The sequence below is a fragment of the Cellulophaga sp. RHA_52 genome, assembly GCF_007827205.1.
Lineage (GTDB): Bacteria > Bacteroidota > Bacteroidia > Flavobacteriales > Flavobacteriaceae > Cellulophaga > Cellulophaga lytica.
The window spans coordinates 1,831,389-1,845,136 of record NZ_VIRZ01000001.1; the positions used below are offsets into that span (position 1 = coordinate 1,831,389).

Annotated in this window: 11 protein-coding genes; 5 read left to right on the forward strand and 6 right to left on the reverse strand. The window is 30.8% G+C overall.

Annotated features, from left to right (window positions below; translation table 11 throughout):
* Positions 1-47: 47 nt before the first annotated feature.
* Positions 48-1,010, forward strand: a complete 963-nt coding sequence (gene ftsY, locus JM80_RS08085; RefSeq protein WP_013620061.1) for a signal recognition particle-docking protein FtsY — start codon at positions 48-50, stop codon at positions 1,008-1,010.
* Positions 1,011-1,058: 48 nt separating this feature from the next.
* A complete protein-coding gene (locus tag JM80_RS08090; RefSeq protein ID WP_144709654.1) occupies positions 1,059-2,729 on the forward strand; it encodes an amidase family protein in 1,671 nt (556 codons plus the stop codon).
* On the opposite strand, the gene JM80_RS08095 is transcribed toward JM80_RS08090, so the two are convergent.
* Positions 2,726-3,814 carry a serine hydrolase gene (locus JM80_RS08095; RefSeq protein ID WP_144709655.1) on the reverse strand — a complete coding sequence of 363 codons (1,089 nt, stop codon included), beginning with the start codon at positions 3,812-3,814 and terminating at the stop codon, positions 2,726-2,728. The genes JM80_RS08090 and JM80_RS08095 overlap by 4 nt on opposite strands.
* A 125-nt stretch (positions 3,815-3,939) precedes the next feature.
* On the opposite strand from JM80_RS08095, the gene rimO reads away from it, so the two are divergent.
* A complete protein-coding gene (rimO, locus tag JM80_RS08100) occupies positions 3,940-5,241 on the forward strand; it encodes a 30S ribosomal protein S12 methylthiotransferase RimO (RefSeq protein ID WP_013620058.1) in 1,302 nt (433 codons plus the stop codon).
* Between the two features lie 58 nt (positions 5,242-5,299).
* Here the strand turns inward: rimO and aqpZ are convergent, their stop codons facing one another.
* The 5 genes from aqpZ to JM80_RS08125 form a co-directional block, all read right to left on the reverse strand.
* Complete coding sequence (gene aqpZ / locus JM80_RS08105; protein WP_144709656.1) at positions 5,300-5,995, reverse strand: aquaporin Z; 696 nt, start codon at positions 5,993-5,995, stop codon at positions 5,300-5,302.
* 117 nt (positions 5,996-6,112) lie between these two features.
* Entirely contained in the window at positions 6,113-7,351 is a 1,239-nt protein-coding gene (locus tag JM80_RS08110; protein ID WP_144709657.1) for a DUF3999 family protein, read from the reverse strand.
* Positions 7,332-9,689 carry a DUF2339 domain-containing protein gene (locus tag JM80_RS08115; RefSeq protein ID WP_144709658.1) on the reverse strand — a complete coding sequence of 786 codons (2,358 nt, stop codon included), beginning with the start codon at positions 9,687-9,689 and terminating at the stop codon, positions 7,332-7,334. Before JM80_RS08115 ends, JM80_RS08110 begins: the two co-directional genes overlap by 20 nt.
* A 159-nt stretch (positions 9,690-9,848) precedes the next feature.
* A complete protein-coding gene (locus JM80_RS08120) occupies positions 9,849-10,994 on the reverse strand; it encodes a serine hydrolase (RefSeq protein WP_144709659.1) in 1,146 nt (381 codons plus the stop codon).
* Positions 10,991-11,233, reverse strand: a complete 243-nt coding sequence (locus JM80_RS08125) for a hypothetical protein (RefSeq protein ID WP_013620053.1) — start codon at positions 11,231-11,233, stop codon at positions 10,991-10,993. The genes JM80_RS08120 and JM80_RS08125 overlap by 4 nt, the downstream gene beginning before the upstream one ends.
* A 220-nt stretch (positions 11,234-11,453) precedes the next feature.
* On the opposite strand from JM80_RS08125, the gene JM80_RS08130 reads away from it, so the two are divergent.
* Entirely contained in the window at positions 11,454-12,335 is an 882-nt protein-coding gene (locus tag JM80_RS08130) for a peptidyl-prolyl cis-trans isomerase (protein WP_255436720.1), read from the forward strand.
* On the forward strand, positions 12,319-13,746 hold the full coding sequence (locus tag JM80_RS08135; RefSeq protein WP_144709660.1) for a peptidylprolyl isomerase: 1,428 nt from the start codon (positions 12,319-12,321) through the stop codon (positions 13,744-13,746). Before JM80_RS08130 ends, JM80_RS08135 begins: the two co-directional genes overlap by 17 nt.
* The last annotated feature ends 2 nt before the right edge of the window (positions 13,747-13,748 follow it).

Here is a 13,748-nt window from a genome sequence, read left to right on the forward strand (position 1 = left end):
GTGGCTTTTTTTATTTTTATATCTTTGGTGAAATTACAGGATAAAAAATGAGTCTATTTAAAAATATATTTTCTTCAAAAAAGAAGGAGAGCCTTGATAAAGGTTTAGAGAAAAGTAAAAGCAGCTTTTTTTCTAAGTTAAGTAAAGCTGTTGCTGGTAAAACTAAGGTAGATGATGATGTATTAGACAACTTAGAAGAGATTTTAGTAACTTCTGATGTTGGTGTAGATACTACTTTAAAAATTATAGATCGTATAGAAGCACGTGTATCTAAAGATAAATATTTAGGTACAGATGAGCTTAATGTAATTTTACGTGAAGAGATAGCGGCACTTTTATCTGAAACAAATACAGGTAATGAAACCGAATTTGTAGTTCCTAAAGGTGTAAAACCTTATGTAATTATGGTTGTTGGTGTTAATGGTGTTGGTAAAACTACTACCATTGGTAAAATGGCTTATCAATTTAAAAAACAAGGCTTAAAGGTTGTTTTAGGTGCTGCAGATACTTTTAGAGCTGCTGCAATAGATCAGCTACAAGTTTGGGCAGATCGTGTAGATATTCCAATTGTAAAACAAAAAATGGGTAGTGACCCTGCTTCTGTTGCTTTTGATACGTTAAGTTCTGCTGTAACTCAAAATGCAGATGTAGTAATTATAGATACTGCTGGCCGTTTGCATAATAAAGTAAATTTAATGAATGAGCTTACTAAAGTAAAAAGAGTAATGCATAAGGTTGTAGATAATACGCCGCATGATGTAATGCTTGTTTTAGACGGTTCTACTGGTCAAAACGCTTTTGAACAAGCTAAGCAATTTACAAAAGCTACAGAGGTAACTTCATTAGCGGTTACTAAATTAGACGGTACTGCAAAAGGTGGTGTTGTAATAGGAATCTCAGATCAGTTTCAAATTCCGGTAAAATATATTGGAGTGGGAGAAGGTATTGAAGACTTGCAGGTTTTTAATAAATATGAGTTTGTAGACTCTTTCTTTAATCTGAAAAAATAATTTTAAAACCTCCATATGGAGGTTTTTTTGGTTTTAAGCTATTTGGTTATGAAAAAAATATTTTTACTTACATTGGTTTTGCTTGCTTTTGCTTGTAAAAACAAAAAAGAAACATCTAAAGAAGAAGTTGTATTATGGATGCCTTATAATGACTCTTTAGAGGTAGAAAAGAATAAAACGCATAAAAACTCTAGAATGCGTTACAAACTTTTACAATCTAAAGTAATAGATAAAAATGAAATTTTTCTTCCATTATATCCAGAGGTTCAAAAATTATCAGAAAAAGAATATACAGCATTAAAGCCTCTTATTTTAGAAAAAGATATTTATACATTGCGTAAGCAATTAGAAGAAGGAGTATTAACTTATGAAAAACTGGTTCTTTTTTATTTGTACAGAATTTATAAGTATGAATTAGATAATACCACAACCTTAAATACAGTAATAGCTTTAAATAAAGATGTGGTTAAGCAAGCTCGTAAATTAGATGAGCTTAAAAATGCGAATAATGAGCCAGCTAGTAAGCACCCAATATATGGTATGCCTATATTGTTAAAAGACAATATTAATACTAAAAATATGGTAACCACTGCTGGTGCAATAGCATTAAAAAATAACAGTACAGATGATGCTTTTATAGTTAAGCAACTAAAGGAAAATGGCGCCTTAATTTTGGGTAAAGTTAATTTAAGTGAATGGGCTTATTTTTTATGTACTGGTTGCCCTGTTGGTTATAGTGCAGTGGGCGGACAAACATTAAACCCTTATGGTAGAACCGTTTTTGAAACAGGAGGCTCTAGTGCTGGTAGTGGTACGGCTGTTGCAGCAAATTATGCGGTAGCTGCTGTGGGTACAGAAACATCGGGCTCTATATTATCTCCATCTAGTCAAAACTCGGTAGTTGGCTTAAAACCAACAATTGGTTTGTTAAGTAGAACTGGTATTGTACCAATTTCTAGTACATTAGATACTCCTGGTCCAATGGCTAAAAACGTAGGTGATGCTGCTATTTTATTAGATGCAATGAAAGGTAAAGATGCCGCAGATAGTAAATCTGTAGAAAAACATTTAGGTGTACTTTCTGCGCCTTTAATAGATAATAGCTTAAAAGGGAAACGTTTTGGAGTGATAAAAAACTTGTTAGAGTCAGATTCTATTTATAAAATAACAATAGATAAATTAAGAGAACAAGGGAGTGTTATTGTAGAAATTACACCTACAGAAGTTTCAATGAGTGGTTTTTTAAGTATTTTAAATATTGATATGAAGCACGATTTGCCAACCTACATAAAAAATCAAACTAAAAATAAACTACCAATAAAAGATATAAAATCTGCTGTAGCATTTAATGCTAAAGATTCTGTTGTAAGAATACCTTATGGGCAAGCCTTATTTAGAGGAATTTTAGCAGATACCACTACAGTTGAAGAATTAGCTGTTATTGTTAGTAATTTAGAGCAAAATGGAAGGCGTTATTTTAATGAAGCTATGGATGCTCATAATTTAAATGCAATTTTATCTATTAATAATTACCATGCTGGTTATGCAGCAGTAGCTAAATATCCTGCAATTACAGTGCCAATGGGATATAAAAAAACAGGGGAGCCAATTAGTTTAACTTTTATAGCAAAACAATTTAAAGAGGCAGAATTGCTGCGTTATGCAGCAGGTTTTGAATCTGTTTTTAAAGCAAGGCAAATACCAAAAAAATACAACTAGTTAATTAAGTTATTTATTTTCTCCCAAAGTAGATTATCAAAACTAGACGGACCAAGTAGTTCATCATTAGCAGCATCACCTAAACGTACAACAACTAGGTTTTTGCTAGGTGAAATGTATAGTTTTTGGTCATCCTTGCCTAAGGCGGCTATTAAATCGTTGGGTGCATTAGGTATTAGTTTTCCAGTGTAATTAAGTTCAGAAGCAGGTAGTTTATATGATGCTTTTCCGTTTAGCCACCAAAAATAACCATATGCATCATTTAAGTTCTGAGACGTGCTTGTCATTTCGTTAAAATATGTTTCTGATTCTAACACCGGAATTCCATCCCAATTTCCTTTATTTAGATTTAAAATTCCGTACCTGGCCATACTTCTGGCGTTACTGTAATACAATTTAAAGTAACCAAAAGGTACCCAAGAGCCTTGCATACCAATTACATTTTTTAGTTTATCATTAAAATAAGTATTAAAATTTTGCTGTGTGGCTCCTTCTATAATATTGTGTGTAATAGTGTATGCTCCATTATGATAGTACCAAAATGTGCCTGGTAAATTTTTAAAAGTGAAACACTCTGGGTCTGTGCAGTTGTTGTTAGTTACAGTATAATCTAAACCAGTAGTCATTGTTAAATGGTTTTTAACTGTAATGTTTTGTTCTTGAGCAGTGGTTAAAGAAGACCAGCCTGTACCCAAGTAATTGCTAGATGGTAAATTGATATCTAATAAACCTTCTTCAATAGCAATTCCGGCAGTAAAAGATACTAATGTTTTTGCAGCAGAATTCCAAGCTAAATTAGAGGTTGCATCAGCATTATTACCATACCATTCAACTACAATTTTTCCGTTTTCAAGTATTAAAAAAGCTTTTGTTTTGTTGGCTTCAACAAAACTTAAAAGTGGTTGTAAAGCATTTTCATTCCAGCCTAAATCTTCAACTGTATTAGTTTTCCACTCGTCAGAGTTAATAGGTGGAAAATACATTTCATTAGAATCTGTATCGTCTATGTTATTTTCTTTATCTGTAGAACAGCTGCAAATTATACAAAGTACTAATGTTAAAAAAGAGTATGTGTAACTTTTCATCTTGTATATTTTTAAGTTTAGATAACATTATAGGCTAATGGTTTAACGTAAAAATCATAAAATTAGTTCTATATAGGTGTCATTCCTTAAGCAAGTTGTATTTTTGCAGCCAATTTTAATAGATTATGCGCACAAAATCACTAAAAACAAACAAAATTAATGTAGTTACTTTAGGTTGCTCTAAAAATGTGTACGATTCTGAAGTACTTATGGGGCAATTAAAAGCTAATGGAAAAGAAGTTGCACATGAAGAAGATGGTAATATTGTTGTAATTAATACGTGTGGCTTTATTGATAATGCAAAAGAAGAAAGTGTAAATACTATTTTAGATTTTGTACAAAAAAAAGAAGCTGGTGAGGTAGATAAGGTTTTTGTAACAGGATGTTTAAGTGAGCGTTATAAACCAGATTTGATAAAGGAGATTCCTAATGTAGACGAGTATTTTGGTACTAGTCAACTGCCTAGTTTATTAAAAGCTTTAGAGGCAGATTATAAGCATGAGTTAATAGGAGAGCGTATTACTACAACGCCAAAAAACTATGCTTATTTAAAAATAGCAGAAGGTTGTGATAGGCCATGTTCTTTTTGTGCAATACCATTAATGCGTGGCAAACATAAAAGTACACCAATTGAAGATTTGGTTACTGAAGCTGAAAAATTAGCAGCAAAAGGAGTAAAGGAGTTAATACTTATAGCACAAGATTTAACGTACTACGGTTTAGATTTATATAAGAAAAGAAATTTAGCAGAGCTTTTAGAGGCTTTAGTTAAGGTTGAAGGTATAGAATGGATACGTTTGCACTATGCTTTTCCTACTGGGTTTCCTATGGATGTACTAGACCTTATGAATAAAGAGCCTAAAATTTGTAATTACTTAGATATTCCGTTACAGCACATATCAGATTCAATTTTAAAAAGTATGCGCCGTGGTACCACACAGGCAAAAACTACTAAGTTGTTGCAAGATTTTAGAGCTACGGTGCCAAATATGACCATTAGAACTACGCTAATTGTTGGTTACCCTGGGGAAACTGAAGAAGATTTTGAAACCTTAAAACAATGGGTTACAGATATGCGTTTTGAGCGTTTAGGTTGTTTTACATATAGTCATGAAGAAAATACACACGCGTATAATTTAGAAGACAATGTGCCAGAAGAGGTGAAGCAAGATAGAGCTAACCAAATTATGGAGATACAATCTCAGATTTCATGGGAGTTAAACCAAGAAAAAATAGGAGAGACTTTTAAATGTATTATAGATAGAAAAGAAGGTAATTATTTTGTTGGAAGAACAGAGTTTGATTCTCCGGATGTAGATAATGAGGTTTTAATTGATGCTACCAAGCATTACCTAAAACAAGGAGAATATGCTAGTATAAAAATTACAGAAGCTGCAGATTTTGATTTGTATGGAGAGCCAGTGTAATTACAATTCTACAATAAAAAAAGCCCTAGAAATTAACTTTCTAGGGCTTTTGCTTTTTTTAATCTATTTTATCATCAGGAGATACTAATTTGTAAACCAGACCTGCTAAAATAGCACCTATTATAGGAGCTACCCAAAATAGCCATAATTGTGGCAAAGCACCATCTGTTTGTGCAAATAAAGCCTGACTAGTACTACGTGCAGGGTTTACAGATGTGTTTGTAACAGGAATACTAATTAGGTGTATTAGTGTAAGTCCAAGGCCTATTGCTAAACCAGCCATACCTTTTGGAGCTTTAGAGTGTGTTGCGCCAAGTATAATTATTAAAAACATAAACGTCATTACAATTTCTGTAATCAATGCCGATGTCATATTGTATCCTCCAGGAGAAAACTCTCCAAAGCCATTGGCAGCAAAGCCACCAATACTAAAGCATTCTTTACCGCTAACAATAGCGTATAAAATTGCTGCTCCTGCAATACCGCCCATTACTTGAGCAATTATGTACGGCAAAAGTTTTTTTTTGTTAAATCTGCCTCCAACGCATAATCCAATAGAAACAGCGGGATTTAAGTGGCAACCAGATATATGGCCAATTGCATAGGCCATAGTTACTACTGTTAATCCAAAGGCAAGTGCAACACCTGCAAATCCAATTCCTAATTCAGGGTAGGCGGCTGCTAATACGGCGCTACCACATCCGCCTAGGACAAGCCAAAGCGTACCAATAAATTCTGCTACTAATTTTTTCATTTTTGTTTGTTAATGGTTAATAAGTGTTTAATACCATAACAAAACGTAAGAAAGTAAGTTGTAAAGTGTTGGGGGATTTACAAGTTACAAAAAATAAAGTTACCCGTATATTAAAATTTATTCTGGTTTTGTGCTTAACATTTTATAAGAAAACCAACCAATAATAGCCATTATTAGCCCCATAATAACCCATAACCATAATTTATTTTTAAAAAGAGGTTCTTGTATTTGTGTTTCTTTTTTGGTAATATAAACAGGATTGCCCAAAGAGAGGTTTTTTATATCCTTAGGCATTTTTATATTTAACTGTGCAATATCATAACTAGGGCCGTATGCATCTTTATTACCATATGTTAAATAATATGTAGCTGGTTCTGTAAACCTTGCGGTTAGTAAGTACTTATAACCTTTAGCAGTTATATTTTTTATTTTTAAAGGCTGATTGTCAAAATTTAAAATAGTAATGCGTATTTTTTTAGAGAAGGTATTGTCAAAAGTAAATGTATTATTTTCTATAGAGGATAATGTGCCAACGCTTAATGTATTGTAGTCATACAAATACCCTTTTTGTGTTTTTACACTGTCTAAAAGTTCTTCAATTTTTATAGGTCTGTAATAATCAAAATCATTATTAATATTTATAGTTACTTGGTGTGTAGGGGCTTTTTTAGTTAAACTGATATTGATAATTGTTTTTTTGCTTTTTTTATCTTCAACAACAGTATAAGATTTTAATTTTCTGTTGGTAATATTTTCTGTAGCTTTTTGTTGAAGTTCTAATGTTGCTCTATTTAAAATAGGTTCTTCATCACTCTTAATGCCTACTCTAAAATATGTGTATTCTGCTGCACTAAAATTAATGTCTGTAAAACTGTAACTGGTTTGTTTGTTTTTAATGGCAACAATTCTATAATCATTATATATGGTAAACCAGTTTTTTTGGTCGTGACTTCCTTGTACCAATGTTTTCCAATCAAAATTAGTGTTTTCAAAATCTAATTTTATATGATTAATAGGATCCTTAGAAGGTACTTTTAGTGTAAAGTAGTAAGTACCATCTTTAGTACTAGCGTTTAATAATTTGTAGTCTACCGTTTTAGTTTTTAATTCTGGAGGTGTGTAATTAAAAATATAAGGAGCCTCAATAGTATCTTTTTTAGGAGTTATACCGTATATGCGAATATCACTTAAATGATCTTGAGTATTAGCAAAAACAGTGTCTGGTAATACAATATTATGCCAAGTATCAGTAATATTTTTAAGTTCTATTTTTGCATCATAGTTTTGCATTTGTGCGTAAAATGCAGTGGTAACTAGTAAAAAAAGTAAAATGGTTTTATTCTGTTTTTGTCTCATCAAAAATTTTGTTTTTGTACTTGTTGTATAAAAATGAAACTCCTAAAATTAATAGCCCTAATATAACTAAAACAAGAGTTTTTGATATGGTATTTAAAGAGGCTAAATCCATAAAGAAAAGCTTAATAATGGTAATTCCAAATAAAATAATGCCTCCAATACGTATATATTTTATTTTTTTCCAGATGCCTTTAGCTACTAAAAAGAAAGAATACACTCCCCATAAAATGCTTAGTTCTAATCCGTATGTTTGCTCTGCGCCAGACAAGTCTATCCAGTTAATTAGCTCGCTACTTAAAATCCAAAGTACTGAAATATTAAGTAGTATAGAAAACGCAATTTTAAAGTTTATGCGCATAAAGCTTTGCTTAGTGTAACTATATGTGCAGTATACTATAAGTGCTATAAAAGTATAAAGTATATATCTTACTGCAAGGTGCATACTTCCAGAGTTGTAATATTCAGACGGATTTAAGTAACTGTCTCTAAGCTCACTTAAAATAAGTAAGCCTACAGTTAATGAAATAAATAAAACAATACTATTAATGCTAATATTTACAATACCTAACGTTCTGTTTTTTATCTTTTTAATATTTATAATACTTAGTATAGAAAAGAATAGTAAGGTGTAGCATACAAGTGTTAGTATGCTAAAGCTATTAATGTCATAATTAATAGGGTTGCTATAAATGTCTGTTTTATCTATTATAATTTTAGACTCATCCAGTGCTAAATTAAAGTAGTGTACTATTTCTACAAAGAAACTACTAAATGTTACTAATACTAATAGTATTGGAGCAATGTAAGATAAAACATTGTTTTTGGTGTTGTATTTTTTATTGGTTGTGTAAATGAAATACAATGAAACAATACTAAGTAAAGAGCCAAGTAAATTTACGTTTAATAGAGAAGTAATATTACCTGCGTAATCACTATAATAGCTATGGTCTAGATAGTAAGTTCCCCAGTCTTGAAACAAACTTAGTAATGATAATATTACCAGTGGATAAGAGATTTGCTTTAAAATAGGGTCGCCTTTTGATGAGCCAATCCAGAAAAGCAAAGCGGCAATAGTAATCCATAAAATAGTAACGTAATTACCATCTAATTGTACGGGTACAGCAATAGTTATAAAAACAAACACCGTACCTAATATAAAATATAAAAGCTTGCTATCTGCTAATTTTTGTTTGTACAAAATAGTACCAGCAATAAAATGCAGCAACGCATTTGCAACCGTAAATAAGCCTAAATAGCTATCATAATCTTGGTTAGAACTTAGTAGATAAAAACCATAACCAAAAAAGATAAATGAGTTTACTAATAGTATTAAAATAGAACTAGGGTTAAAAGCATGGTTCTTTTTTATTTTGTTAACTATAAATGTTGTGTAAAATATTAGGAAAAATATAAATAAGAATAAAAAGGCTTTTGTAAAGTGGTCATAATTATAACTAAATAAAAACCAAGAACCGTATATAAACCACGTAAATATAAAAGCAGAGTAGAATAAGCCTTTCCAATCTTTTTTAAATGATAATGTTAAAATGCCTATGTTAATAATAGACATATATGTAAATAATATACCAACTTGTCCAGATCCACTACTAAGTAAAAAAGGAACAGCATAGGCACCTACTAAACCAATATGTGCAATGGCCTGTTTGTTGTAGTTAATGGCGGCAATAACTGTAAATATGGTGAGTAATACCATTATTGCAAAAGCCGGTATTTGTGGTAGAATATCATAAAAGCTATATGCAGCAAACGTTATAAAATAGAGTATGGCAATAGAGCCACTTACTAATACCGCACTGTAACTAGTATATTTTTCTTTTAATTTAATCCCAAGACCAAGTAAACCTAGACCTGTTAAGTATCCTAAAATTATTCTTGTTAACGGACTAATTAAGTTGTTTTCTATAGAGTATTTTGCGCCAATTGCAACACCAATTATTAGAATAAGAATACCTATTTTACTTAGTAAATTTTCGCCTATAAATTTTTCAATATTAGATTTTTGTTTAGGCTTAGAGATTCTTTTTTCTATAGGTTGTATATTTCTCTCAGGCTGTATAGCTTTAGCTTGTGTGGTATTAATAGTCTCTTTAGTAAATTCTTTTGTGGGTTCTTTTATAGGTTCTTTAGTAGGTGTTATTACTGGTGAAGCAATAGGAGTAGTTTTGTTATTGCTTATTTGCTTTGGAATACCCTCTTTTTTAAGTCGCTCTATTTCTTTATGTAAAACCATAAGCTCCTTAGCAAAATGCTCTTGCTTGCTTAAAAGAATTTCAAACTGTTTGGTTAGGTTATTTAAATATTCTTGGTCGTTTGCCATAAGCTAGTTCCTAAAAATTATATTTTTTATAGTAGCACGCAATGTACAGCTAACTATAGGTTGGTTAATACCCTATAAACCGTGAAATATAGCAGTTTACATTTGTAAAGGGGTATGTATAATAACAAGTTTATACCTTAAATAGTATAAATTGGGGGTTTAGTTCTGTTTTTTTTGCAAGTTGTAATTGTAATACTCTCTGCCTAATTCTGCTAAAAAGGGAATTCCTACGGACTGATACTCATAGGTGTTGTCATTATAAACACCATTGCTATTCACTAAAATAGTAGCTGTTAACATAAATCTAATATCATTTTTTGTGTCTTCAATAAAAGCGCAATCGGTTAAAGTTCCGTACGCGTAGCCAACCTTATTGTATATTTTAATATTACCTGGTATAGGCTTTTTTGTGTCGCCATACATAAAGAATTTTACATAGCTATCATAATAAGTGCTATCTGTATAACCGGCATCTTTAGGTGTATTACTCATTGCTTTTTTTAAGAAAGATAAATCATCTAAATATAAATTAAATTGCTGTTCACTAGAAAATGATTCAGGATAAATTATACGCTGTAAAACCTGTTGTTGGGCATCAATACTATAGTAATTTTTGAAACTAAAATCAAAAGGTTGGTTTTGCAATACTTCATCTTCATTAATATAACCAATACCCTTTTTAATTTTATCAAGTTGTAATGGAGCAATAGGGCTGTTAATTATAGCGTTGGTATTTATAGTTGTGCTATCATTTGTATAAATAACCAGTGGTTTTGTAGTAACATTATCAGCATTATCCGTAGAAAGTCTGTGAGCTATTCTAACATTATTTATGCCTTTGTCTTTAAGTTTTTTGTTAATATAATCTTGGCCTAAAAACTCAAATAATCTATTGTAAGCATCATTGTCGCTCACAGCAAATAGTTTAGTAATTTCTTTAGCAAATGTTGTTTTTAAAGTGTCACCTTCAATAAAAAACTCGGTATCCTTAGTGTAGCCTTCGCTTTCAAATATTTTTTCTAATGTTAAAACAGCAATAGGTAATTTTACAGAGCTAGCTGGATAAAAGTAATTGTTTGAATTGGTGTTAAAATCAAAATTATTAAACACATAAACACCATTAGTCTTTTTTATTTCAGTATATCTAAATTGTACCTCATGATTAGTAATGCTGTTTAAAACCCTTTTTATATTATCACTTTTAGATGCAATAATATAATTAATAGGATGGTTTATTTTTTGTTGTTTTTCTTTACAAGAAAAAAGAAAAATAAAAGAAAGTAAGGCTAGTGTAAAAGGCTTCATTTTGCGTTGTATAATTCTCCTCTGTGTGGTTTTAATGCGTCTCTAACGGCAATCATTTCCTGTTCATTAACAACTAAAAATGCTATACTATGCATATCTGTTACAGCTGTAAATCCGGTAATATTAAGATCTAGTTTTTCTGCTTCAATAAATTCTTTTAAGTGTATTTCATGATGTTCTGCCGTTTTTTCGGCAGCCGGACCCCTAAAGTCCCATATCAGTTTTATTTTTTTAGACATATTATAAGTTGGTGTAAATATATTTAGGTAAAACTACTATTTCTTTATTAAAATTAAAGGAAGTAGATAATAATAAAAATAGTTCTCTTAAGCTAAATACTTATTTTTTAGTATTAAAATTTACTATTTTTTAGTATTTAATGCTAAAAAGTGTTAATCATTTTACAATAAATCTTGTATCGCAACATCTAATTGTTATTTTTGCGTGATGCACCAATTTATGCAACATATAAATAAGTTAGTTTTCTTGTTAGGAATACTTTATGGCACATTAACACTTAGCTCATGTCAAGGTGTTTTTGTTAGTGATAAAGATAAGGTTGCTATAGCAAGGGTAGGAGAAAATTTTTTGTATAAAGAAGATATACAAGATTTAATTCCTAAAAATACAACTAAAGAAGATAGCACCACTTTAGTAACCAATTATATAAATAATTGGGCATCTAAGCAGTTGTTAATGTCAAAGTCTAAAGTAAACTTGTCTGAAGAACAGTTGGCAGAGTTTGATAGACTTGTAGCAAATTATAAAACAGATTTGTATACAGGAGCTTACAAGGAAGCTTTAGTGCAAAAAGAGCAAGATACTGTTATTACTAATGAAGAGTTAAACGCTTTTTACCAAAAAGAAAAAGAGAACTTTAAACTTAACGAGAGAATTGTTCGAGTACGTTATGTAGAGCTGCCTCCTCAATTTTTAAATAAATCTGCAGTAATAGAAAAACTAAAAGGGTTTACAGAAAAAGACCGTATGTATTTAGATTCTATTAGTGTACAATTTAGAAAAGTTAATTTTAACGATTCTGTTTGGGTAGAAGCCTCTAGGTTAAAGAGTGAAATACCACCATTAACATCAGATAATGAACAGCAATACTTAAAAAAAGCACAATTTTTTGAGATGCAAGATTCATTAGGGGTATATTTGACCAAGGTTGTGGATATGATTGATAAAAACCAGCCTGCACCCTTACAGTACATTACACCAACAATTAAACGTGTTTTACTAAACCGAAGAAGATTAGAGTACCTAAGGAAATTAGAGGTAGATATTATAGATGAAGCTATTAAAAATAAGGAATTTGAGACATATGAAAAACAAGAATAACAACATTACTTTTTTACTAGCAATGTTATTAACTGTAACCTTTACAGTTAATGCAATGCAAGAACAAGAGCAAATAGAAGATGTTGTGCAAATAGCACAAGACACTATAAAATCTAACTTTAAAAGAATAAAATTAGATGGTGTTTCTGCCGTTGTGGGGGATTATGTTATACTAGATTCTGATATAGAAAAAACATTGATAGATTTACGTAGTCAAGGTGTTTCTGAAGATGATATAACTAAATGTGGTCTTTTAGGTAAATTAATGGAAGACCGTTTGTACGCGCACCAAGCTGTACAAGATAGTTTACTGGTTTCTGATGATGAAGTTAACGCAACTAGTGAGAGACAAATACAAAGCTTAGTAGGGCAAATAGGTTCTATGGATAAGTTACTTAAGTATTACAAAAAAGATTCTCAAGAAGCATTAAGAGAAGATCTTTTTAAAATTAATAAGCTAAGAATGTTGTCTGAAAAAATGCAACAAAAAATTATTGAAGAAATAGAAATTACTCCGGAAGAAGTAAGGCAGTTTTATAAAAAAATACCAAAAGAGGAAAGACCAGTTTTTGGTGCACAGTTAGAGATTGCACAAATTGTAAAGCAACCAGAAGCTAGTGAGGAAGAAAAACAAAAAGTAATAGATAAACTTAATAAAATAAGAGAAGATGTTTTAGTAGGTGGTTCTAGTTTTAAAATTAAAGCAATTATTTCATCTGAGGATGAAGGATCTAGGTCTAATGGAGGTTTTTATAAAATTAAAAAGGAAACTAACTTTGTAAAAGAATTTAAAGATGTTGCTTTTAGTTTAAAAGAGGGTGAAGTTTCTGAACCTTTTGAAACACAGTTTGGGTTTCATATTATTTACTTAGAAAAAATTAAAGGTCAGGAAAGAGATGTAAGGCATATTCTTATGGCGCCTAAAATATCTGATGAAAGACTTGAAGAAGCTAGGTTAGAATTAGAGAAAATAAGACAGAGAATTTTAGATGGTGAGCTTACATTTGCAGAAGCTGCTTTAAATTTTTCTGATCAGAAAGAAACAAAATACGAAGGTGGGCAATTAAGAAACCCACAAGATTTTAGTACCAAGTTTGAGCTTACTAAAATGCAACCAGAGTTGTATAACCAAGTTAGGGATATTAAAGATAATGAAATCTCTATGCCTATTTTAGAGGTAGAGCAACAGGGTGGTGCAAAAAAGTATAAGATAATGAAGATTACCAATAGGTATGATGAGCACGTAGCAGATTTTGCACAAGATTATACTAAGATTCAGGAGTTAGCATTAACGCAAAAAAGAGTAGATGCTATACAGGAATGGATGGTTGAGCATATTAATGATACTTATGTAAGTATTAATAAAGACAATAAAGATTGCGAGTTTAAAAACAACTGGTTTAAAAAATAGTA

What these genes read in the sequence shown, in the direction of transcription:
- ftsY (WP_013620061.1), top strand. Translation starts at nt 48, where the DNA reads ATGAGTCTATTTAAAAATATATTTTCTTCAAAAAAGAAGGAGAGCCTT.
- JM80_RS08090 (WP_144709654.1), top strand. Translation starts at nt 1,059, where the DNA reads ATGAAAAAAATATTTTTACTTACATTGGTTTTGCTTGCTTTTGCTTGT.
- JM80_RS08095 (WP_144709655.1), bottom strand. Translation starts at nt 3,814, where the DNA reads ATGAAAAGTTACACATACTCTTTTTTAACATTAGTACTTTGTATAATT.
- rimO (WP_013620058.1), top strand. Translation starts at nt 3,940, where the DNA reads ATGCGCACAAAATCACTAAAAACAAACAAAATTAATGTAGTTACTTTA.
- aqpZ (WP_144709656.1), bottom strand. Translation starts at nt 5,995, where the DNA reads ATGAAAAAATTAGTAGCAGAATTTATTGGTACGCTTTGGCTTGTCCTA.
- JM80_RS08110 (WP_144709657.1), bottom strand. Translation starts at nt 7,351, where the DNA reads ATGAGACAAAAACAGAATAAAACCATTTTACTTTTTTTACTAGTTACC.
- JM80_RS08115 (WP_144709658.1), bottom strand. Translation starts at nt 9,689, where the DNA reads ATGGCAAACGACCAAGAATATTTAAATAACCTAACCAAACAGTTTGAA.
- JM80_RS08120 (WP_144709659.1), bottom strand. Translation starts at nt 10,994, where the DNA reads ATGAAGCCTTTTACACTAGCCTTACTTTCTTTTATTTTTCTTTTTTCT.
- JM80_RS08125 (WP_013620053.1), bottom strand. Translation starts at nt 11,233, where the DNA reads ATGTCTAAAAAAATAAAACTGATATGGGACTTTAGGGGTCCGGCTGCC.
- JM80_RS08130 (WP_255436720.1), top strand. Translation starts at nt 11,454, where the DNA reads ATGCAACATATAAATAAGTTAGTTTTCTTGTTAGGAATACTTTATGGC.
- JM80_RS08135 (WP_144709660.1), top strand. Translation starts at nt 12,319, where the DNA reads ATGAAAAACAAGAATAACAACATTACTTTTTTACTAGCAATGTTATTA.